General features: G+C 62.1%; 15 protein-coding genes and 1 pseudogene. 8 read left to right on the forward strand and 8 right to left on the reverse strand.

The features are described from left to right. Nucleotides 1–23: 23 nt before the first annotated feature. From MOP87_RS07915 to MOP87_RS07925, 3 genes are read right to left on the reverse strand one after another with little or no spacing between them, the layout of a single operon-like run. Nucleotides 24–2,411: a hybrid sensor histidine kinase/response regulator gene (locus MOP87_RS07915; RefSeq protein WP_027914628.1), complete on the reverse strand. Its 2,388-nt coding sequence runs from the start codon at nucleotides 2,409–2,411 to the stop codon at nucleotides 24–26. 13 nt (nucleotides 2,412–2,424) lie between these two features. Beyond that, complete coding sequence (locus MOP87_RS07920) at nucleotides 2,425–2,883, reverse strand: response regulator (RefSeq protein ID WP_027914629.1); 459 nt, start codon at nucleotides 2,881–2,883, stop codon at nucleotides 2,425–2,427. 15 nt (nucleotides 2,884–2,898) lie between these two features. Beyond that, complete coding sequence (locus tag MOP87_RS07925) at nucleotides 2,899–5,145, reverse strand: ATP-binding protein (RefSeq protein ID WP_110606820.1); 2,247 nt, start codon at nucleotides 5,143–5,145, stop codon at nucleotides 2,899–2,901. Nucleotides 5,146–5,409: 264 nt separating this feature from the next. On the opposite strand from MOP87_RS07925, the gene MOP87_RS07930 reads away from it, so the two are divergent. The 7 genes from MOP87_RS07930 (at nucleotide 5,410) to MOP87_RS07960 (ending at nucleotide 11,739) form a co-directional block, all read left to right on the forward strand. Continuing rightward, nucleotides 5,410–5,937, forward strand: a complete 528-nt coding sequence (locus MOP87_RS07930) for a spore coat protein U domain-containing protein (protein ID WP_033736750.1) — start codon at nucleotides 5,410–5,412, stop codon at nucleotides 5,935–5,937. A 28-nt stretch (nucleotides 5,938–5,965) separates the two neighbouring features. Then, the gene (locus tag MOP87_RS07935) at nucleotides 5,966–6,502 is read left to right on the forward strand and encodes a spore coat U domain-containing protein (RefSeq protein WP_027914632.1); all 537 of its coding nucleotides are present in this window, start codon (nucleotides 5,966–5,968) and stop codon (nucleotides 6,500–6,502) included. 18 nt (nucleotides 6,503–6,520) lie between these two features. Further along, nucleotides 6,521–7,054, forward strand: a complete 534-nt coding sequence (locus tag MOP87_RS07940; protein WP_023536078.1) for a spore coat U domain-containing protein — start codon at nucleotides 6,521–6,523, stop codon at nucleotides 7,052–7,054. 3 nt (nucleotides 7,055–7,057) lie between these two features. Further along, nucleotides 7,058–7,561, forward strand: a complete 504-nt coding sequence (locus MOP87_RS07945) for a spore coat U domain-containing protein (protein WP_049696184.1) — start codon at nucleotides 7,058–7,060, stop codon at nucleotides 7,559–7,561. A 39-nt stretch (nucleotides 7,562–7,600) separates the two neighbouring features. Continuing rightward, on the forward strand, nucleotides 7,601–8,377 hold the full coding sequence (locus MOP87_RS07950) for a molecular chaperone (protein ID WP_104926065.1): 777 nt from the start codon (nucleotides 7,601–7,603) through the stop codon (nucleotides 8,375–8,377). A 99-nt stretch (nucleotides 8,378–8,476) separates the two neighbouring features. Beyond that, the gene (locus MOP87_RS07955; protein ID WP_145279286.1) at nucleotides 8,477–10,774 is read left to right on the forward strand and encodes a fimbria/pilus outer membrane usher protein; all 2,298 of its coding nucleotides are present in this window, start codon (nucleotides 8,477–8,479) and stop codon (nucleotides 10,772–10,774) included. Further along, a complete protein-coding gene (locus MOP87_RS07960; RefSeq protein WP_128610602.1) occupies nucleotides 10,771–11,739 on the forward strand; it encodes a spore coat U domain-containing protein in 969 nt (322 codons plus the stop codon). Before MOP87_RS07955 ends, MOP87_RS07960 begins: the two co-directional genes overlap by 4 nt. Nucleotides 11,740–11,753: 14 nt before the next feature. On the opposite strand, the pseudogene MOP87_RS07965 reads toward MOP87_RS07960, so the two are convergent. The 4 genes and pseudogenes from MOP87_RS07965 to MOP87_RS07980 all read right to left on the reverse strand — a co-directional run bounded on the left by MOP87_RS07965 (nucleotide 11,754) and on the right by MOP87_RS07980 (nucleotide 15,773). Continuing rightward, nucleotides 11,754–12,901, reverse strand: a pseudogene (locus MOP87_RS07965) (M14-type cytosolic carboxypeptidase). Nucleotides 12,902–12,986: 85 nt separating this feature from the next. Next, nucleotides 12,987–13,451 carry a nuclear transport factor 2 family protein gene (locus tag MOP87_RS07970; RefSeq protein ID WP_242810366.1) on the reverse strand — a complete coding sequence of 155 codons (465 nt, stop codon included), beginning with the start codon at nucleotides 13,449–13,451 and terminating at the stop codon, nucleotides 12,987–12,989. A gap of 191 nt (nucleotides 13,452–13,642) precedes the next feature. After that, nucleotides 13,643–14,137 (reverse strand): DUF934 domain-containing protein, encoded by a 495-nt coding sequence (locus MOP87_RS07975; protein WP_027914639.1) that lies wholly within the window; start codon nucleotides 14,135–14,137, stop codon nucleotides 13,643–13,645. Further along, nucleotides 14,121–15,773 carry a nitrite/sulfite reductase gene (locus MOP87_RS07980; protein WP_027914640.1) on the reverse strand — a complete coding sequence of 551 codons (1,653 nt, stop codon included), beginning with the start codon at nucleotides 15,771–15,773 and terminating at the stop codon, nucleotides 14,121–14,123. The genes MOP87_RS07975 and MOP87_RS07980 overlap by 17 nt, the downstream gene beginning before the upstream one ends. 211 nt (nucleotides 15,774–15,984) lie before the next feature. Here MOP87_RS07980 and MOP87_RS07985 point away from each other — a divergent pair, with 211 nt between their 5' ends. Then, nucleotides 15,985–17,067, forward strand: a complete 1,083-nt coding sequence (locus tag MOP87_RS07985; protein ID WP_242810367.1) for an ABC transporter substrate-binding protein — start codon at nucleotides 15,985–15,987, stop codon at nucleotides 17,065–17,067. 290 nt (nucleotides 17,068–17,357) lie between these two features. Here MOP87_RS07985 and metH read toward each other — a convergent pair whose 3' ends face one another. Next, on the reverse strand, nucleotides 17,358–21,065 hold the full coding sequence (metH, locus tag MOP87_RS07990; protein ID WP_027914642.1) for a methionine synthase: 3,708 nt from the start codon (nucleotides 21,063–21,065) through the stop codon (nucleotides 17,358–17,360). Nucleotides 21,066–21,108: the final 43 nt, after the last annotated feature.

A 21,108-nucleotide genomic window follows, 5' to 3' on the forward strand; every position in this document is an offset into this window, starting at 1 on the left:
GGGGCGGACCATGGTGCTCTGCGTCAGGTCGCTGTACCCAGCATCTCGTTCAGTGCCCTGGCGAGTTCGTCAGCTTGTACTGGCTTTTGAATGACCAGGCTGTCGGGCAGGTCCAGCCCTTGGAGCTCTGCATAACCCGTCAGGAACACCACGCGCAGCTTGGGGTAGCGCTCTCTCGCCGCCATGGCCAGCTGAGCGCCATTGAACTCAGGCATGGCGAAATCGGTAAGAAGCAAGTCGATATCATCGTCCAGCAGTGCCAGTGCCTGCTCCCCACTGTGTGCCTGGCGAACCTGATACCCATATTGGCGCAGGACATCGCCCAGCATGTCGCGCACCAGATGGTCGTCATCCACCAGCAGCACGTTACGGTTGTAACCGCTTTCGGTGATGGTATGGGTCAATGGCAGCGGTTCCGGTTCGCTCGCGACCTGGTCCTTCACCGCAGGCAAATAGACGGCCACTTCAGTACCGCTGCCCGGTGCGGTATCAATGCGCACACCGCCGCCCGACTGCTTGGCAAACCCGAAGACCTGCGCCAGGCCCAGGCCAGAGCCCTTGCCGATATCCTTGGTGGTGAAGAACGGTTCAAAGACCTTGGCCAGTACCTCTTCGCTCATGCCGCACCCCGTGTCGCGAATGCTCATCATGACGTACTCGCCGGGGTCCGGATCTTCCGGGCGGCGTGGCAAGTCGTCAATGCGCGTGTTGCGCGTGGACAAGGTCAATTGCCCACCCTCCGGCATGGCATCGCGGGCGTTGATCGCAAGGTTCAGGATGATCATCTCGGTCTGGGTCGGGTCTGTAAGCGCCTGCCAGAGCGATTTGTCCAGATCCAGGCGTACGGAGACATTGCCGCCCAGGGTGCGGCGTAGCAGTTCTTCGAGGCCATCAAGCGTGCGGTTCAGGTTCAGCGGCACAGGTTCGAGCCGTTGGCGCCTGGAAAATGCCAGCAACTGCGAGGTCAGCTTGGCTCCGCGTTCACCCGCTTCCCTGATATGGGTAAGCCGGGTTCGTGCCTTCTCGACATCGGCCTTTACCAGGTCGCGCTCCAGAAAGCTCGCCCCGGTCAGGATCACGGTCAGCAAGTTGTTAAAGTCGTGGGCCACGCCCGCGGTAAGCTGGCCCACCGCCTCCAGACGCTGCATCTGTTGCAGGGCGGCCTCGATACGCTCACGCTCGCTGATTTGTTCACGCAGACGGGCGTTGGCTTCAGCCAAGCCCATTGCAGTTTCACGTTCGCTGGTAATGTCCCGCGCGACTACGTAGAGCAGGGTGTCTTCGGGTACCACGACCCATGACAGCCAGCGCTGCTGGCCGCCTGCGTGGAGAATCCGGCCCACGAAACGGGCACTGGTGCGTCCATGGGCCAGCGACGCCAGTTCGGTCAGCAGCAGTTCCTGATCCGGCTCCGGCAACAGGTGCAGCAACGAAGACTGGCTCAGGCGTTCCCGCGAAAGGCCCAGGCTGGCTTCCCAGGCCGGGTTGAGCGCCACCGGTGTCAAGTCGTGGTTGAGCACGGCCAGCAGGTCCTGGGAGAGCTCCCAGGCACGATCGCGCTCACGGGTACGTCGCTCGACACGCTCGCCGAGCATTTCATTGAGTTGGCGCAATGCCTGAGTGGCCACGCGCTGGGTGTGAACATCCTGAAGAACGCCTGAAAAACGTACGCACTTGCCGTCGACGAACTGGCTCTGGCCACTGCTCAGCACCCACCGGGGCTCCTGGCCATCGGGCGGCACGATGCGAAATTCCATGCGATAGTTGCCGCCACTGTCCGGAAGCATGGCCAGGTTGACAGCTTTGCGAACCATCTCGACGTCGTCTGGATAGATGCCAGCGTAGAACACCTCCAGGCTCATCTCGGTGTCCAGCGGCAGGCCAAACAACGCCTTGCAGCGTTCATCCCACGCCAGCAACCCCTCCTGAGGTCTCAAGTCCCAGGTCCCCATGCCCGCAGCGGTGATAGCGATGCGCGCGCGGGCTTCTACCTCAGCCAAGGCCTCCTCGGCACGGCGTCTGCGCTGGCGCTCCTGCACCTCGGTGAGAGCACGGCGCACGGCTTTGGGCAGCAGCGGCAGGTTTTTCTTGAGCACGTAATCGGTGGCGCCCAGGCGGATCATCTCTACCGCATGTTCCTCTCCGTAGATACCGGAGAGGAAAATGAAGGGCACATCAGGGGCCAGGCGCTGGGCGATCGAAAGCACTTCGGTGCCCGATGAGCCCGGCAGTACGCAATCACACAGAATCAGGTCATAGCGCCCTTCGCGAAGGGCATGCTCGACGCCGTTGTGATCGAAGACCAGGTGAGACTGGATGCGCAGCCCGCTACGCTCGAGGCGCATCAGGGTGAGCTCGGCGTCCATCGAGCTGTCTTCGACCATCAGTAGGTTCAGCGGGGTAGACTGCATCGTGGTGCAGGCCTCAGTTGCCGCGACGGTTCAAGCGCAACGAGCCGGGTGGTGGCTCGTTGAGTACTGCCCAAAAGATGCCCAGGTCGGAAATGGCGGCAACGAATTCCTTGAACTCGACGGGTTTGACCACGTAGGCGTTGACGCCCAGTTCGTAAGCGCGCAGCAGGTCGGGTTCTTCGCGGGACGAAGTCAGCATCACGGTCGGAATACTGCGCAGCTCCGGGGAGGCACGCAGCGCCTTGAGTACTTCCAGCCCATCGACTTTCGGCAGCTTGAGGTCGAGCAAGATCACGGCAGGGTTGCCGTCGTCGCGGTCAGCGTAGGCCTCGCGGCGCAACAGGTAATCCAGGGCATCTGCGCCGTCACGCAGCACGATGACTTCGTTGGCCAACTGGCTACGTTCCAGGGCCAGGAGCGTCAGCTCCAGGTCTCGAGGGTTGTCCTCGACCAGCAGGATGGGTTTTAGCATGGTAAGTGCGGTGCCTCAGTGCGTCGCGGATGGGCGCGGTAATGTGAAATGAAAACTGGCGCCTTTGTCGATCTGGCCTTCGGCCCAGACACGGCCATCGTGCCTTTCAATGATGCGGCGAACACTGGCCAGGCCAATGCCCGTGCCTTCGAAATCCTCCATGCGATGCAAACGCTGGAAGACGCCGAACAGCTTGTTGGCATAGGCCATGTCGAAGCCCACGCCATTGTCCCGGACACAGACCTCGGTCTCGGTTGGATGCTGCACGGCTGTGATCTCGATGCGGGCAGGTGTACGTCCACGGGTGTATTTGATGGCATTGGCCACCAGGTTGTTCAATGCCAGGTTGATGAATGCCGGGTCGCCGTAGGCGCGGGGCAGCTGCGCGACGTCCCAGATGATCTCACGCCCGGCATAGTCGGGTGCCAGTTCGGCGCGAATGGCTTCGACCAGCGCGTTGAGGTCCACGTCCGACATCCGCAGGGCAGAGCGACCCATCTGCGAGAAATGTAGCAAATTGTCGACCAGGTTGCCGGCAAAATGAGCAGCCTCGCCGATGTGTTGCAAGAACCGCTTGCCACGTTCACTCAGACCGGCGCCTTCCATTTCGCCGAGCAACTCCGTATAGCCCGCGATGTGGCGCAGGGGCGCACGCAGGTCGTGGGAAACACTGTACGAGAAGGCCTCGAGCTCCTTGTTGGAGCGGCGCAATTCGTTGGCCATCTGCGCCAGCTCTTCAGCCTTGCGCAGCACGATACCCAAGACCGCAGTACGCAACTCCATGACGCCATCGATGACCAGCGGGTCCCACGGTGCGCAATAGCCATGCAGTTGCTCCTGCCAGCGTTCGAAACTATGGCGAGGTGCGAGGTTGCCTAGCGGTGCGACTTCCTTGGTGGGCTGCCCAGCCCATTGGACGCTGCGCACCTGCTCAGGCCGGAACCACAGCAGGTAGTGCGAGTGAATTTTAGAGATGGCCACTGCCAGCACGCCGCCGGCATGCTCGGCCAGTTCGGGCAGCTCGCTGACGTCACGGCGTACATTATCCGTCTGGAATACATCCTCACCTTGGCGGGCCAGCCAATGTACCAGCGCGTTGACCTGCGCCTCTGGCGGGGTGATGCCGACCCGCTCGCAGTACTCGGCTGAAATGATCGCAGCGCCTTGGGCGCCTGCAAAGGCCATGAGTACATCGGGCAAGGCGCGCAGGCCTTCGCTGACACTGTCATGGTCGGCCATGGACGAAATCATCCGCACGATGTACTGGCGAAGTTCCAGTAACTGACGGGTGCTGGCGTGGGCTTCACGGGATTCGATCTGCAACGACAGTACGCTGGCCAGCAGCTCGCAGGCGGTACGCGTGCGCAGAGCCACTGGTCTGGGTTGTGCATGATGGCACGAAATGAGCCCCCACAGCTGGCCATCCACCACGATGGACAAGGACATCGATGCCAGCGTATCCATGTTGCGCATGTATTGCAGGTGCACGGGCGATACGCTACGCAGGCTTGTGAAGCTCATGTCCAGCGGGTTGCCAGTGACTGGGTTGAGCGGCGGTAACAAGGGTGACGACTGATAATTGGCATCTTCGATGACGCGGATGCGGTTGACCCGATAGAGCTCACGCGCCTGACGCGGTATATCCGAGGCAGGGAAGCACAGGCCCAGGAAGCTGGGATAACCCGGGTCGGCAACCTCGGCCAGGACCTCACCGTTGCCATGGGCGTCGAAGCGATAGGCCTTGACCCGTCCGAAGCCGGTCACACGCTTGAGCTGAACCACGGTCTGCTGCAGCAATTCCTCCAGGCTACCCGCTAGGTGCAGGCTGCTGACGAAGGCGCGCACCAACGGGTAGTAATCACCCTGGGCAGTCAGGTCCTCGGGGACTCTGGGTGGCTCGAGCTCGACGATCAGCACACCGTCATGCCTGTGTGCCAGCAGATGAAGCTCCTCTCGGTAAGGTGCCCTGTCGTGCAAGCGCACATCACCGATATGGAATGGAAAGGCTTCGTCTTTGGGCAGCCGCGCCAGGTGCTGGCGCATGTCGAAGCCAGCCTGGACGATCTCGTCGAAGCTGCAACCGAGCAATGTTTCGGCAGGCCTGCCCAGCCACTGCACGATGTTTTCACTGACCTGCAGGATGTGCAGATGCTCGGGATCGAGCACCAGGACAAACCCGTGAGGCTGGATGCTACCCGGCACTTGAATGGGCTCCTGAGCGCAGCGTTCGATCGCCTGGGCAAGTGTTTGGTCGGTAGTCATCGAAGAAAACGCTCCTGTCGTTTGGGACCTGCATGCCGCATGGGTCTGGGGCAGGATGGTGGCGATACACCCTATCAGAATATCGCTAGGCCTGCCTTGCTTTGGCGGTCAAAACGCATCTCGCATGTAAGCTGCCAAGCACTTTCAGGTATTGCCACAGCCGTTAGTGCTTTTTTGCTAATACCAAAAAACAGGCGTGTCGAACGGTTTGAGGGTAAGCCCGCTGCTAATCTTGAAAACAGTGTGAATGACAGGGACGCTGACGTGAACAAGCACGCGTTTGCCGCGCTCTTGGGCCTGCTGCCGCTGGGCAGTGCTCTGGCGGCAGATTTTCTGGTCGAAGTGAGGGTGTTGGTAGAGCGCGGTTGCATGCTCGTCAACCCTGCCCGGGAGGCGGGTGCACAAGCACTCGGGCGCATCGACTTTGGCGCAGTGTCACGATTGGATGGGCCGCAGGCCCCTCGAAGTGGGACGCTGTTGGGGCCCTCTGTACCCCGCCTGGCGTGTAATCCGGACACGCCTTATCAGGTACGTGTGGACGCCGGCCAGCATGGTGGGAGCGGGGCCGTGCGGTTCCTGGCTATCTCAGGCTCCGGTGCCAGACCCATTCCCTACCGGCTGTACCGGGATGCCGCCGGACGCCAGCCGTTGATGGTCGATGAGCCACAGTCATCGCGGGTCCCTGGCAGCGGCCAGGTCGACCTGCCGTTGTACGCGAGGCTGGACAAGCTGGCCTGGTCCCCTGCGGCAGGGCGGTACACCGATCTGCTCAAAGTGACGGTCACCTGGTAGGTAAACCCATGCACAAGGATGTGAAGCTGTGAACCGATCATCAATGCTGCTGCTGACGCTCGGCCCGTTGCTCATACCGGGCGGCGCGGCGCATGGCACCACCACCGGCTTCATCCAGGCGCAACTGATCATCAGTGCTGCTTGCCAGATCAGTAGTGATGAAACGCAACCTGCGACACTGGCCAACCCTGGATTGATGGATTTCGGTGCCCGCGGCCCCAACTGGGAAGAACCTGTTCGCAGCCGGGTAGATGACGTTGGCACCCAAGGCCGCTTGCAGATCAGTTGTACGCCTGAGGTGCGTGCATTCAAGGTGAGTATCAACGCTGGCATGAACGGCGATGACGGAATACGTCGCCTGAGCAATGGGCGCGAACTGATCCCGTACCAACTGGCTGTCGATCCAGCGGGCCGCAGCCACTACCCGGTCGGCCAGGCTCGGCCCTTTGTCATCAACAGCACTCGGCAAATGCCTATTCCCATTTACGGCGTGCTGGTCGCACAGCCTCGTGCGCTACCCGCTGGCCTTTATCGCGACACCCTCAGAGTGACCCTGGACTGGTAACCCATCAAGGAGATATCGATGCGAACCCACCTCTCACGCTGTATCCTCGCCGGGCTGGGCATGGCGCTGGCGTCCCAGGCGCCGGCAGCCACCGTCACAGGTACCATCAACTCGACACTGACCCTGATTGCGGCTTGTCAGGTCAACGGCAGTTCTGGCACCTCAGGCCTGAATTTCGGCAGCCTCAACTTCGGTACTCAGGATGCCTTGTTCGGTACGGCCAACGCGCAGGTACTCGGCGGCAGCGGCGGGGCACTGAGCGTGCTGTGTTCCGCGGGCACGGTGCCCGCCATTCGGGTACGCGCAGGCGCCCACGATGGTCAGTCCACCGGTGGCACCCGTGCTCTGGCAGACGGCGCCGGCAATTTCGTTCCCTATGACTTCTATACCGATGCGGGGCGCACGCAGTTGCTGGCCATCGACGGCACGATCACATTGCCGACCAGCACCGGGGTAGCGCAAACCGTCAATCTCTATGGGCAAGCGCGTGGCAAGGCCGGGTTGCCTGCGGGTGTCTATACCGACACCGTCGCCGTCGAGCTGACGTTCTGAGACATGCGCGTCTGGCGTACAGGGAGCGTTGCCGGCTGTCTGCTGATGCTGGCTGGCCCGCTGGGTGCAGCCACCACCAGTACCTTTGCGGTGAACGCGCAGGTTGTCGCCGGTTGTCTGGTCACAGGGGGCGCCACGCAGTACGGCACCCTGAACTACGGTACGCAGTCGGCCTTGTCCACGGCCGTGTTGAGTACGGCATTGGGCGGTTCGAGCGTGTCGCTGCAATGCACGCCTGGGGTCGTGTTGAGCATGAGCCTGGATGCTGGCCAGAACGCCAACGCAGGCATGCGAAACCTCAAGCGTACGGGAGGCACGCAGGTAGTGCCCTACCAGTTGTACCAGGATGCTGCATTGGCGCAGGGCATCGGCATTGGGCAGAACGTGAACGTGAGTTATGCCGACCCTGCAGCTGTAAGGTTGCCTGTCTACGGAAGGCTTCAACTACCCGGAACGGTGCCTGCCGGCACCTATACCGACGTAGTCCAGGTGACATTGACCTGGTGACCGGTCGATTCGCCAACATACCGTCCCAGGGAGGGCTACATGAGAGCACGCAGCAAATGGATCCGGGCCTTGTTACTGCTGTGCAGTGTGGGTGGCCAGCCGGCGTTGGCCGCCACGTCCGTACTGATCTGGCCCATCGACCCTGTATTGGAAGCGGGGCAGAAGGCTGGGGCGCTGTGGCTGGAGAATCGCGGCACAGTGGCGGCAAGCCTTCAAGTGCGGGTGTTTGCCTGGCGTCAAGGCCGCTTCGAGGAGCAGTTCAGCGCGCAACGTGAAATCATCGGCAGCCCTCCGGTCGCCACTGTCGCACCCGGTCAGAAGCAACTCATTCGCCTGACCCGCACCGGTGCGGCACCCGCCGGCCAGGAACAGGCCTACCGCATCATCATCGATGAGATTCCGCCAGCAGTGCCAGTGGACAAGGCCGAGGCCGGCACCACGGCCGCGATTCGCCTGCAAATGCGCTACTCGGTGCCGCTATTCGTTTACGGGGAGGGCCTCTGGGGTCGCCCGGACCCGAACGGCGAGCGCAACGAGCAGGGGGTAGGCAAGCCGCAGCTGACTTGGCAGCCGGTCATGGTTCAGGGCAAGCCGTATATCGAGTTGCGAAACACTGGCCCTGTGCATGCACGCTTGACCGATGTGGTGGTGCAGCAAGGCAACCAGGCCAAGCCTGTTGCAGAAGGACTGCTGGGCTATGTATTGCCTGGGGCCAGCATGCGCTGGCCGGCGCCGCTGACCGTGGGTGCCGGGGGGGTACTCAAGGGGCGGGTCAACGGCCAGGGTGAGGCGACCGTCATCAGCCAGGGCCGGTAAGTCACAGGCAAGTCACGGGGCCAGGGAGGGCCCGACAATGGTCAGGACCGATGCGTGAAGAGGTTCGCGACGAAGCGCCTGGGGTGTCTGGGGCTGGCCCTGGCCGGCTCAACCCTGGTGCTCGCGGACGACCTGCCGCCGCCCCCCACGGAGCTGTCGGCGGTTGCCGATGCCACCTTGTACCTGGACCTCACGGTGAACCAGATGCCTAAGGCTGAATTGGTGCCGGTGCAACAAAGAGCCGGGCGCCTTTACATAGACAGTGAGGTGCTGCGTGCAGCAGGCCTTGCGCTGCCCGGCGACCCCTCGGGCGACGTGGCGCTGGACGCCGTTGCGGGGATGCATGCCGAATATAACAGCCAGAACCAGCAACTGCTGCTGGATGTGCCCCCAGGCTGGTTGCCGGATCAGCAAGTCGGTGAGCGCACGCTTTACCCGCCTACCGATGCGCGCAGCAGCTTCGGTGCCGTGTTCAATTATGACCTGTACCTGAACGATACCGACGACAGCGGCACCTACCTCGCCGCCTGGAACGAGCTGCGCATGTTCGACAGTTGGGGCACCGTCTCCAGCACGGGCCAGTGGCGGCATTCGTTCAACGGTGTGACACGCAGTGGCACGGGTGATGGGTTCCTGCGTTACGACACCACCTGGCGCTTCACCGACGAGCAACGGTTGCTGACCTTCGAGGCCGGCGACCTGATCACTGCCGCCTTGCCCTGGAGCAGCTCGGTGCGCGTGGGTGGGCTGCAGCTGTCCAGGGACTTTGCCGCCCGGCCAGATCTTGTGACCTACCCGTTGCCCGCCTTTGCAGGCGAAGCGGCCGTGCCAACGTCCCTTGAGCTTTTCATCAATGGTTATCGAACCAGCACCACCGAATTGCAACCCGGCCCCTACACCCTGACCAACGTCCCTTTCATCAACGGTGCTGGCGAGGCAGTGGTGGTGACCACCGACACCCTGGGCCGGCAAGTCTCCACGACCCTGCCGTTCTACGTGACCAGCAACCTGTTGCAAAAAGGTCTGACTGACTACGCGGTGGCAGCCGGCAGCCTCAGGCGAGACTACGGGGTGCGCGACTTCGGTTACGGCCCAGGCGTGGCTTCGGCCAGCCTGCGCCACGGTCTGAGCGACACCTTCACGCTGGAGGCCCATGCGCAAACGGCCGAGTCCCTGATGCTCGGCGGCCTGGGGGCGAACGTGCGCTTAGGGCAGTTCGGGGTGCTCAATGCTGCGCTTGCTCAAAGCCGTTTCGAAGGTAGCCAAGGTCAGCAAACCGCCCTGGGTTATCAATACAACAGTCAACGCCTGGGGTTCAGCTACCAGCGCCTGCAACGCCATAGCGATTACGCCGACCTGACGCGCATCGATCGGCGCGACATGCAACTTAGCAGGAGCAGTGAGCAGGTGACGCTGAGTCTGAACCTCAACCAGTACGGGAATCTAGGCGCAGGTTATTTTGATGTGCGTGCAGGGGACGGCACCCGCACGCGTTTGATCAACCTCAGTTACAGCAGACCGCTATGGGGCAACAGCAGCGTTTACCTTTCTGCTAACCGAGAGGTCGGTGATCGCCAGTGGGCGATGCAGGCGCAGCTGGTGATTCCGTTCGACATGACCGGCACCCTGGCCTTGGGCATCGAACGCACCAAAGAGGGCCAGCACCAACAGCGGGTCAATTACAGCCGGGCCGTTCCAGTGGGCACCGGGGTGGGCTACAACCTCGGGTATGCCACCGGCAGCGATCGCAGGGCTTACCGCCAGGCCGATGCCACCTGGCGCCTGCAATCGGTCCAGTTGCAGGCGGGTGTCTACGGCAGCAGTGGAGAAATGACCCGTTGGGCCGATGCCAGCGGCTCGATCGTGTGGATGGACGCCGGCCTGTTCGCGGCCAACCGCATCGATGATGCGTTCGTCGTGGTCAGCACCTCCGGTTACGCTGATGTGCCCGTGCGCTACGAAAACCAGCCGGTAGGCCGCACCGACAAACGTGGGCACCTGCTTGTGCCCTATAGCAGTGCCTACTACCGGGGCAAATATGAAATAGACCCGATGGATTTGCCGCCTGACATTCTGGCACCGCAGGTGGAGCAGCGCGTTGCCGTGCGCCGCGGCAGCGGTTACCTGCTCGACTTCGAACTCAAGCAGGTGCGAGCAGCCAGCCTGGAACTGGTGGATGGCGATCAGCGACCGCTGGGCCTGGGGAGCCGCGTCAGGCACGTGCAAAGCGGCGCGCAAGCCGTGGTGGGCTGGGACGGGCTGGTCTACCTGGAAAATTTACAGCCCACCAATCGCGTGCAGGTCGAACTGGCGGGGGGAGGGCAGTGTGAGGTCGATTTCGTCATGCCAGAAAGCACAGGTTCGATCCCGTTAATCGGGCCGTTGGTGTGCAAGTGAACCGTCACCAGGCATGGCTCTGCGCAGGGTTTCTAGTATTCTGCGCAGAGCCTGCCCAGGCCAAATGCGCGTCGGTGGCCACCGCGCCAGCCTTGTTCGGTGCCCTCAATTCGACGCAGGTACGCACAGCCGTGCAGACGGCGTCCACAACCAACGCCGGCCTGCAGTGCAATGGCACGGTGTTGAGCGTGCTCAGCAACACTGACTCATTCAAGCTGACGGTACAGCCGACCACGGGTGGGCTGCTAGGCCCCACGGGGGATGTCATCCCGTACACGCTGTACGCCGACGCCACCACCAACTTCCCCATCAGCCGAGGAGTTGCTTTCGAATATGGACGCACGGGCATCCTCGATCTGCTGGGTTTGCTCAACGGTACGCCCAAGACTGTGCCGTTGTACCTTCGTACCCAGATCGGGAGTAACGTGGCGGCAGGTCTCTATCAGGAAACCCTCCGGCTGGATTGGACCTGGAACTATTGCGAAGGGCTTTCGCTGGGCGGGTTGTGCATCGGGAGGGATACCGGATCAGGCACCCAGTACCTGACCGTCAGCCTGACGGTGACCAATGATTGCCAGATCGTTACGCCGAATATCAACTTCGGGTCTGCGCCTGTGGTCAGCGCCTTCGCAACGGTCAGCCAGAGCCTGAGCGTCTCCTGCACCAAAGGCAGTGCCTACAGTGTCGGGCTCAGTGATGGGCAGAACGTGCTGAGCGGACGGCGGCGCATGAAGTCGGCCGCCAACAACTACCTGGCGTACGACATCTACAAAGGCGCAGGTACCGTTCGCTGGGGCGCTACCGGCAGCGCCAGGCGGGCCAGTGCCGACGCCGACGTCAACCCAGGCGTTGGCACTGGCACTGGCAGCCAGGTATTCAACTACAGCGCCCGGGTCTATACCGATCAGGCTACGCCGCCGGCGGCCAGCTACTCGGACAGCGTCGTACTGGACGTACAGTTCTGAGGGACAAGGCAGGCTCAGCGCAGGTCGTCTACCATCGCGGCGAGCGTATCCAATACGGCGCTGGCCAACGCCTTGGAGCGCAGGCCTGACCAGCCCGTGTGCGGGTCGGGGGCATCGTCGTGGTCCTTGAAAGGCATCTCCAGGGTCAGCGACAAGCAGTCGTGAGCCATCCCCACGGCATTGCATGCCAACGTCGTGTTGGCCTGGCCAGGCGCGTCGCGGGTGTACCCGTGGGTGGTCTGGAAGTCTGCCGTCAGGTTCATCAGTGTGCTGCGAAAGGTTTCCTCCAGGTGGGCGAGGCGGGCGGTGTAACCTGGGTTGCCCTCGCATGCGGCAGTGAACACATGGGGGATTTCTTCATCCCCGTGCACGTCGATGAAGGCGTCCACCCCATGCTGTTTCATCTGCGCCTGGGCAAAGAACACTTCCGGAGTGAGCTCGACATTGGCGTCCTGCCAGGCGCGGTTCAGGTCCTTGCCGGCGTAATTGGTGCGCAGATGGCCCAGGAAGGCACCATCAGGGTTCATGTTGGGAATCAGGTACAGATCAGCGCGCTCCAGCAGTTGCTGGACAGTGGCGTCACCCGCTTGCACGCGGTCGATCAGCCCCTCCATGAACCATTCGGCCATGTGCTCACCGGGATGCTGTTGGGCGATGAACCACACTTTGCGCTTGCCCGCCGCGCCGTCGCCTGCGCGCAGTAATGGAATATCGCGACCCTGGACGCTGCGACCGCTGGCCAGCAATGTGATGCCCGGGAGGGCGAGCGCCCGTTCGATCAATTGATTGTGGCGTGCACGGGGATAGGGCTCGAAGTAGGCGAACCAGACCTGCGCTTGCTGCGCCGTGATCTCGAAGCTCAGTGCACTGCCATCGAATTGGCTCGGCACCCGAAACCAGGTCTGCTGGTCGTAGGAGGCCACGGCGTTGTAGCCACTCCAGGCGTTCTTGTAGGAAGAGCCAGCGGCGTTGTCGAGGCTGAACCGATGTTCTGCCCAGGCGTCAGTCCGCTGGCGCGAAAGTGAAACCACTGGTAGTGGCCACTGTGGGTATCCGGCCGGATGGCGAGGCGGACCTGGGCAGGATTGCTGGCGTCGATGACTTCGATGTTGCCAGAATCGAAGTCGCAATCGATATGCAGCGGTGACAGCGTCACGGTCATGGGGCGGGCTCCTTGGCGGTGTTGTTGTGCCAATACTGTACACCGCTTGCAGGCGTCGTCGCGCCCCCGTGCGCCTGGCCTTGGTTCAGAGCCCCAACTGGCTCAGGCCAGGATGATCGTCAGGCCGTCGACCTAGCGGCCAATGGAACTTGCGCTCGCTTTCTGCGATAGGGTGCTCGTTGATGCTCGCGTGCCGATAGTGCATCAGCCCGTCCGGGGCGAACTCCCAGTTCTCGTTGCCATAGGCCCGGTGCCATTGCCCGCTGTCGTCACGGTACTCGTAGGCATAGCGCACGGCAATACGGTTGTCGGTGAAGGCCCAAAGCTCCTTGATCAGTCGGTATTCAAGCTCGCGATTCCATTTGCGGGTCAGGAAAGCCTCAACCTCGGCCCGCCCGCGGGGAAACTCGGCGCGATTGCGCCACTCGGTATCAGGGGTATAGGCCAGCGACACCTTGGCAGCATCGCGGCTGTTCCAGCCGTCTTCGGCCAGGCGGACTTTCTCGATGGCGCTGGCGCGGGTGAAGGGTGGCAGGGGTGGACGGGACATTGTTCGACTCCTCGGCATGAATGTGTCCGAAAAGCGTAGCGTGCCAGGGGCAAAGCGAGAATCATCACCGGGCAGACTTCACAATTGCGTCGGCGACAACAATGTCGATGTGTACGCAGACCCGGTGTGATCGGGTTTGGGCACTGCCCGCCACAACCGTGTCTGGTGCACGGTCGTGACGAACAAATGGCTCAGCGCCGGCGGAACAAGGGCAGCGGCTGGTCCGTGGCACCCTGATAGGTGACCGAGAAGTCCTTCAGGCCCTGCAGGGCGTCTTCAGGGTCCTTGTCGGCGCGGATGGCGAATGCATCGAACCCACAGCGGGCCATGAAGAACAGCTGGTCGCGCAGCACGTCACCAATGGCGCGCAACTCACCCTTGTAGCCGTAGCGGTCGCGCAGCAGGCGGGCATTGGAGTAGCTGCGCCCGTCCGTGAAGGCAGGGAAGTTCAGGGCGATGACCTGGAAGTGCTGGACGTCCTCGCCAATTTCCTCGGCCTCCTGATCGCTGTCCAGCCAGATGCCCAGACCACCGTCGCGGGCTTTCAGGGCATGGGCATGGTCGCGCCACATCTGCAAGGGCACGATATAGTCGTCGCAGTTGGTCAGTTCGTCGAACGAGGTTTCCTTGGGCAGCAGGTGCCAGGTTTCGTCGACGATCTGGTTGTGCTTAATGATTCGCTGCATACACGCGTTCCTTGAAGGGGTCGATGCCGATGCGTTGGTACGTGTCGATGAAACGCTCTTCTTCGGTGCGTTGTTCGACGTAGACGGCGATCAGCTTCTCGATCACATCAGCCATGTCGTCCTGGGCGAACGAGGGGCCCAGGATCTTGCCGAGGCTGGCGTCGCGCGCGGCGTTACCGCCCAGCGATACCTGGTAGAACTCTTCGCCCTTCTTGTCCACGCCCAGAATGCCGATATGACCGACGTGGTGGTGCCCGCACGCGTTCATGCACCCGGAGATGTTCAGGTCGATCTCACCGATGTCGAACAGGTAGTCCAGGTCGTCGAAACGGCGCTGGATGGATTCGGCGATGGGGATCGATTTGGCGTTGGCCAGGGAGCAGTAGTCACCGCCTGGGCAGCAGATGATATCGGTCAGCAGGCCGATATTCGGGGTGGCGAATCCGCTCTCGCGCAGCTCCAGCCACAGGGCATGCAGCTGGCGTTGCTCCACGTCGGCCAGGATGATGTTCTGCTCGTGGGAGGTGCGCAGGAAGCCGAAGCTGTAGCGTTCTGCCAGGTCGGCCACGGCGTCGAGCTGCTTGTCGGTGAGGTCACCTGGAGCAACGCCGGTGGGCTTGAGCGACAGGGTCACGGCCACGTAACCAGGGCGCTTGTGGGCACGGGTGTTGCGTGAGCGCCAGCGCGCGAAGCCTGGGTGTTCGCTATCCAGGGCGCTGTAGTCGACATCGTCCAGCGCCAGGTATTGGGGGTCGACGAAGTGACGCGACACGCGCTGCACTTCCGCCTCGGTCAGCGTGCTGCTGCCGCCACGCAGGTGGACCATTTCGGCCTCGACCTTCTCGGCGAAGACTTCAGGTGTCAGGGCCTTGACCAGGATCTTGATCCGCGCCTTGTACTTGTTGTCCCGGCGACCGTAGCGATTGTAGACGCGCAGGATGGCGTCCAGGTAGCTGATCAGGTCCTGCCAGGGCAGGAATTCATTGATGAACGAACCGACCACCGGCGTGCGACCCAGCCCGCCTCCGACCAAAACGCGGAAGCCCAGCTCGCCAGCGTCGTTGCGCACCGGCTCAAGACCGATGTCGTGCACTTCGATGGCGGCGCGGTCCTGTTTCGAACCGTTGATGGCGATCTTGAATTTGCGCGGCAAGAAGGCGAATTCCGGGTGGAACGTGGTCCACTGACGGACGATCTCGCACCAGGGGCGCGGGTCGATGACTTCATCGGCGGCGACGCCTGCGAACTGATCGGTGGTGGTGTTGCGCAGGCAGTTGCCGCTGGTCTGGATGGCGTGCATCTGCACGGTCGCCAACTCGGCCAGGATGTCGGGAATGTCTTCCAGGGCCGGCCAGTTGAACTGAACGTTCTGGCGGGTGGAAATGTGCGCATAGCCCTTGTCGTAATCGCGGGCGATCTTGGCCAGGGTACGCACCTGTCGGGCATTGAGTTGGCCATAAGGAACGGCGACACGCAGCATCGGCGCGAATCGCTGAATGTATAGGCCGTTCTGCAGGCGCAGCGGGCGGAATTCTTCCTCGCTCAGCTCACCGGCCAGGTAACGGCGGGTCTGATCACGGAACTGCTTGACGCGGTCCTCAATGATCCGCTGATCGTATTCGTCATATACGTACATAAAAGTCCTGTCTCAGGCATGCAGCTATTCGCGCGCACGGCCGCGCACTCCGGTTCGGAGCCGGGGCACCATAGCAGGTTGTATTTATGCGCAAAAGTGATGTTTTTGCATATGAAAAGAACCAAACGAACTATGTGAGACTGACTGCCATTTATGCGCTTGTCCTGACCCGGTGGGTATAATCCTGGGTTTGCTTCAGAGACCTCAGCCTATGCTCAAGGCCCTGTGCCGCTGCCTGTGCCTGTGCTTCGCCCTGCCATTGACCGCAGGTGCGCAGCCGGTGTCGGTGGTTTTCCTCAACCCGGGCTCGCCGGGCGAGACGTTCTGGGCCAGCTACAGCCGATTCATGCAGTCCGCTGCCGATGAACTGGGCATGGACTTGCGTGTGGAATATGGCGAGCGCCGGACCGATCTCGCCCTGAGTCAGGCCCGGGCGGCCCTCGATGGGCCCAGGCGACCAGATTACCTGGTACTGGTGAACGAACAGTACATCGCCCCCGAGATCATGCGCCTCTCGCAAGGGGCGGGGGTCAAGCTGCTGTTGGTCAACAACGGCTTGACGCCCAGCCAGGCACGGGCTGTGAGCGCCCGGCCTGACAAATTCGCTCAGCCGTTGGGGTCTCTGACCACCAATGACGAACAAGCCGGGTTCCAGATGTTGCGCGAGATGATCGCGCAATTGCCTGCCGCAAGCGGTCCAGTGGATCTGGTCGCGTTTTCAGGCGTGAAAACTACGCCTGCCTCGCAGCGCCGGGAAGACGGCATGCGCCGCGCCTTGGCCGACTTCCCCCAGGTGCGCTTGCGCCAGGTGGTATACGGCGGGTGGAGCCGGCAGCGCGCCTACGAGCAGGCGCGGTTTCTGCTCGAACGTTACCCGCAAACACGGCTTGTATGGTCGGCCAATGACGAGATGGCCTTTGGGGCCATGCAGGCGTTCGAGGAGGCGGGGCTCAAGCCAGGCAAGGATGTGATGTTCAGTGCGGTGAACAGCTCGGGTGAGGCATTGCGTGCGCGTCTGGACGGACGCTTGAGTGTCCTGATGGGCGGGCATTTCAGCCTTGGGGGCTGGGCCATGGTCATGCTCAATGACGATGCCCACGGCCTGCCGTTTGGCCGCGATGGCCTGCGCGACTACAGCCTGCCTGTGATGCAGAGCATCGACCAGGCCAAGGCCGGGCAATGGCTCAAACGACTGGAGCTGGCCGACTACGGCATGGACTTCAAAGCGTACAGCGCCATAGGGCGTACGGCTGGCTATCAGTATCCGTTTCTCACGTCACCGGTCGAATACTGAGAAACCCTGCTTGAGCAAAGGTCTTTGCTGGTCTTAACTGCCGATTGTGCGGTGCATTCCCATAATCACTAGAAGAGGCAATGCCATGACCAACCCAACGAAGTTGCGCAAGCCCGGCCATAGCGTCGATACCTGGGCAATCCTGTGCCTGGTCGCGCTGGTCGTCATCACGGCGGTGTATTGGGGCACTCACCCGTAATCCTGCTTACCGATTACACGGCGCAGTGGCACCCACGCGCCGTATTTCCAGCTGCCCCTCTCGGGAACAGCTGGACGGACCCAGTTAAGCCTTAGCTGTCATACCCCAGGTTCGGCGCCAGCCAACGCTCGCTGACACTCACGGGTTGACCTTTGCGGGTGCTGTAGCTCTCGATCTGATCCTTGTCGACCTTGCCCACCGCAAAGTACTGCGCCTGCGGGTGGGCAAAGTACCAGCCGCTGACAGCCGCGGCCGGGAACATCGCGTAATGCTCGGTCAGGAAGACGCCACTTGGGCCCGTTTCGCCGATGGCACTGCCGTCGAGCAGGCGGAACAGGGTCTCTTTCTCAGTGTGGTCGGGGCAGGCCGGGTAGCCCGGCGCCGGACGGATGCCACGGTACTGCTCCTTGATCAGCGCCTCGTTGTCCAGCTGCTCCTCCCGGGCATACCCCCAGTAGTCTTTGCGCACCTGCTCATGCAGCCATTCGGCGCAGGCCTCGGCCAGGCGATCGGCCAGGGCCTTGACCATGATCGAGCTGTAGTCGTCGCCTTTGTCCTGATAGGCCTTGGCGACTTCTTCGGCACCGATACCCGCCGTGGTGATGAACCCGCCGACGTAGTCGGTCACACCGCTGGCCTTGGGCGCCACGAAGTCGGCCAGCGACCAGTTGGGCTTGCCGTCGGGCTTGATGGTCTGCTGGCGCAGGTGGTGCAAGGTCGCCAGCGCAGCGCCGTCTTCACCGTACACCTCGATGTCGTCATCGGCCACCTGGTTGGCAGGCCAGAAGCCAAACACCGCGCGAGCACTGATGAGTTTTTCGTCGATGAGTTTGTCGAGCATCTCGCGGGCGTCCGCGTACAGGGCGGTCGCCGCCTCGCCAACGACTTCGTCAGTGAGAATTCGCGGGAACTTGCCTGCCAGGTCCCAGGAAATGAAGAACGGCGTCCAGTCGATATATTGGGCCAGGGTGCGCAGGTCGATGTCATGCAGGACCTTGGTACCCATGAAAGAGGGTACCGCTGGCTGGTAGCCGGCCCAGTCGTACTGGGGTTTGGCTGCCACTGCCTGGGCATAGGTGAGACGCTCGGTCCGGGCGCTGCGGTTGGCCGTGCGCGCGCGTACCTCTTCGTAGTCCTGGCGTGTGCGTTCGACGAAACCTGACTTGAGCTCCTTGGACAACAATTGAGTCGCCACACCCACGGCGCGGGACGCATCGGTCACGTAGATCACGGCGTCATTGCTGTACTTGGGCTCGATCTTCACGGCCGTGTGAGCCTTGGAAGTGGTCGCGCCGCCAATCATCAACGGCAGCTCGAAGCCCTGGCGCTGCATCTCGCGCGCCACATGCACCATCTCGTCCAGCGACGGTGTGATCAGGCCCGACAGGCCGATGATGTCGCATTTCTCGTCACGTGCCGTCTGCAGGATCTTCTCGGCGGGCACCATCACCCCCAGGTCAACGATGTCGTAGCCGTTGCAGCCCAGCACCACGCCGACGATGTTCTTGCCGATGTCGTGCACATCTCCCTTGACCGTCGCCATTAGAATCTTGCCCTTGGCCTCGGGCTTGTCACCTTTCTCGGCCTCGATGAACGGGATCAGGTGCGCAACGGCCTGCTTCATCACCCGGGCCGACTTGACCACCTGGGGCAGGAACATCTTGCCTGCGCCGAACAGGTCGCCGACCACGTTCATGCCGTTCATCAAGGGGCCTTCGATGACCTCGATCGGCCGTGCACATTGCTGGCGGCACGCCTCGGTGTCCTCGACGATGAACGCCGTGATGCCTTTGACCAGCGCATGCTCCAGGCGCTTTTCCACCGGCAGCGAGCGCCATTGCTCGTTCTCGACTTCCCGCGTGGCACCGCCGCCCTTGTAGTCGTCGGCAATGGCCAGCAGCGCATCGGTGCCCTGGGGCGTGCGGTTGAGTACTACATCTTCAACCTTTTCCCGCAACTGCGCCGGGATCTCGTCGTAGATTTCCAATTGACCGGCATTGACGATGCCCATGGTCAGGCCGTTAGCGATGGCGTGGTACAGGAACACCGAGTGAATCGCCTCGCGCACCGGGTTGTTGCCCCGGAACGAGAACGACACGTTGGACACCCCGCCCGAGGTCAGGGCGTGGGGCAGGTGGTCGCGGATATAGGCGCAGGCCTCGATGAAGTCGACTGCATAGTTGTTGTGTTCCTCGATGCCGGTGGCGACAGCGAAGATGTTCGGGTCGAAGATGATGTCCTCGGCAGGGAAGCCAACCTCGTTGACCAGGATGTCGTAGCTGCGCTTGCAGATTTCCTGCTTGCGCGCGGCGGTATCGGCCTGGCCGACTTCGTCGAAGGCCATGACCACCACGGCGGCGCCATAGCGCTTGCACAAGCGGGCGTGGTGCTTGAACTGCTCAACGCCTTCCTTCATGGAAATGGAGTTGACGATGCCTTTGCCCTGGATGCACTTGAGGCCGGCCTCGATCACCTCCCACTTCGAAGAGTCGATCATGATCGGCACGCGCGAGATATCCGGCTCACCGGCGATCAGGTTGAGGAAACGGACCATGGCCGCCTGGGAGTCGAGCATCCCTTCGTCCATGTTGATGTCGATGACCTGGGCGCCAGCCTCTACTTGTTGCAGCGCCACTTCCAGGGCCTCGGTGTAGTTTTCCTCGCGAATCAGTCGCGCGAACCTGGCCGAGCCGGTGATATTGGTGCGCTCACCGACGTTGACGAACAACGACTGGCGATCGATGGTAAAGGGCTCCAGGCCCGAGAGGCGGCATGCCTTGGCGATCTCCGGGATTGGCCGTGGTGGGTACTTGGCCACCGCCTCGGCGATGGCCTGGATGTGCCCAGGGGTGGTGCCGCAGCAACCGCCAATGATGTTCAGGAAGCCACTGGCGGCGAACTCCTCGACCACTGCCGCCATTTCCGCCGGGGTTTCGTCGTACTCACCGAACGCATTGGGCAAGCCCGCATTGGGGTGTGCCGAAACGTGGGTGTCGGCCTTGCTCGACAACTCTTCCAGGTAAGGACGCAAGTCCTTGGCGCCCAATGCGCAGTTCAGGCCCACGGATATCGGCTTGGCATGCCGGACCGAGTTCCAGAAGGCTTCGGTGGTCTGTCCGGACAGCGTGCGGCCGGAGGCATCGGTGATGGTGCCGGAAATCATGATCGGCAGCTCGATGCCATCATCTTCGAACACCTGCTGCACGGCGAAGATAGCGGCCTTGGCATTGAGGGTGTCGAAGATGGTTTCGATCAGGATCAGGTCGGCACCACCCTCGATCAGCCCGCGGGTAGCCTCGATGTAGTTTTCCACCAGCGCGTCGAACGTGACGTTGCGATAGCCCGGGTCGTTCACATCGGGGGAGATCGAGCAGGTCCGGCTGGTCGGGCCGAGCACGCCCGCCACGAAGCGCGGTTTGTCAGGGGTTTCCAGCGTCTTGGCATCGGCCACTTGGCGGGCGATGCGCGCGCCTTGCACGTTCAATTCATACACCAGCGATTCCATGCCATAGTCGGCCTGGGAGATCTGGGTGGCATTGAAGGTGTTGGTCTCGAGGATATCGGCGCCCGCGTCCAGGTAGGCCATCTCGATGGCGGCGATGATATCGGGGCGGCTGAGCAGCAGCAGGTCATTGTTGCCTTTGACGTCGCTTGGCCAATCGGCGAAGCGCGTGCCACGATAGTCGGCTTCCTCCAACCGGTAGCTCTGGATCATAGTGCCCATGCCGCCATCGAGAATCAGGATGCGCTCTTTAAGTGCTTGTTGAAGTGCGTGAAGACGAGCGCTGCGGTCGGACATATGAACTACCTGGTCGGGCGGAAATCAGAAAGTGCTGAATCAT

Origin of the sequence: Pseudomonas sp. I3-I5, assembly GCF_022699445.1 — a bacterium.
Classification (GTDB): Bacteria; Pseudomonadota; Gammaproteobacteria; order Pseudomonadales; family Pseudomonadaceae; genus Aquipseudomonas; species Aquipseudomonas fulva.

What these genes read in the sequence shown, in the direction of transcription:
- MOP87_RS07950 (WP_104926065.1), top strand. Translation starts at nt 7,601, where the DNA reads ATGAGAGCACGCAGCAAATGGATCCGGGCCTTGTTACTGCTGTGCAGT.
- MOP87_RS07970 (WP_242810366.1), bottom strand. Translation starts at nt 13,451, where the DNA reads ATGTCCCGTCCACCCCTGCCACCCTTCACCCGCGCCAGCGCCATCGAG.
- MOP87_RS07975 (WP_027914639.1), bottom strand. Translation starts at nt 14,137, where the DNA reads ATGCAGCGAATCATTAAGCACAACCAGATCGTCGACGAAACCTGGCAC.
- MOP87_RS07915 (WP_027914628.1), bottom strand. Translation starts at nt 2,411, where the DNA reads ATGCAGTCTACCCCGCTGAACCTACTGATGGTCGAAGACAGCTCGATG.
- MOP87_RS07940 (WP_023536078.1), top strand. Translation starts at nt 6,521, where the DNA reads ATGCGAACCCACCTCTCACGCTGTATCCTCGCCGGGCTGGGCATGGCG.
- MOP87_RS07945 (WP_049696184.1), top strand. Translation starts at nt 7,058, where the DNA reads ATGCGCGTCTGGCGTACAGGGAGCGTTGCCGGCTGTCTGCTGATGCTG.
- MOP87_RS07925 (WP_110606820.1), bottom strand. Translation starts at nt 5,145, where the DNA reads ATGACTACCGACCAAACACTTGCCCAGGCGATCGAACGCTGCGCTCAG.
- MOP87_RS07980 (WP_027914640.1), bottom strand. Translation starts at nt 15,773, where the DNA reads ATGTACGTATATGACGAATACGATCAGCGGATCATTGAGGACCGCGTC.
- metH (WP_027914642.1), bottom strand. Translation starts at nt 21,065, where the DNA reads ATGTCCGACCGCAGCGCTCGTCTTCACGCACTTCAACAAGCACTTAAA.
- MOP87_RS07985 (WP_242810367.1), top strand. Translation starts at nt 15,985, where the DNA reads ATGCTCAAGGCCCTGTGCCGCTGCCTGTGCCTGTGCTTCGCCCTGCCA.
- MOP87_RS07920 (WP_027914629.1), bottom strand. Translation starts at nt 2,883, where the DNA reads ATGCTAAAACCCATCCTGCTGGTCGAGGACAACCCTCGAGACCTGGAG.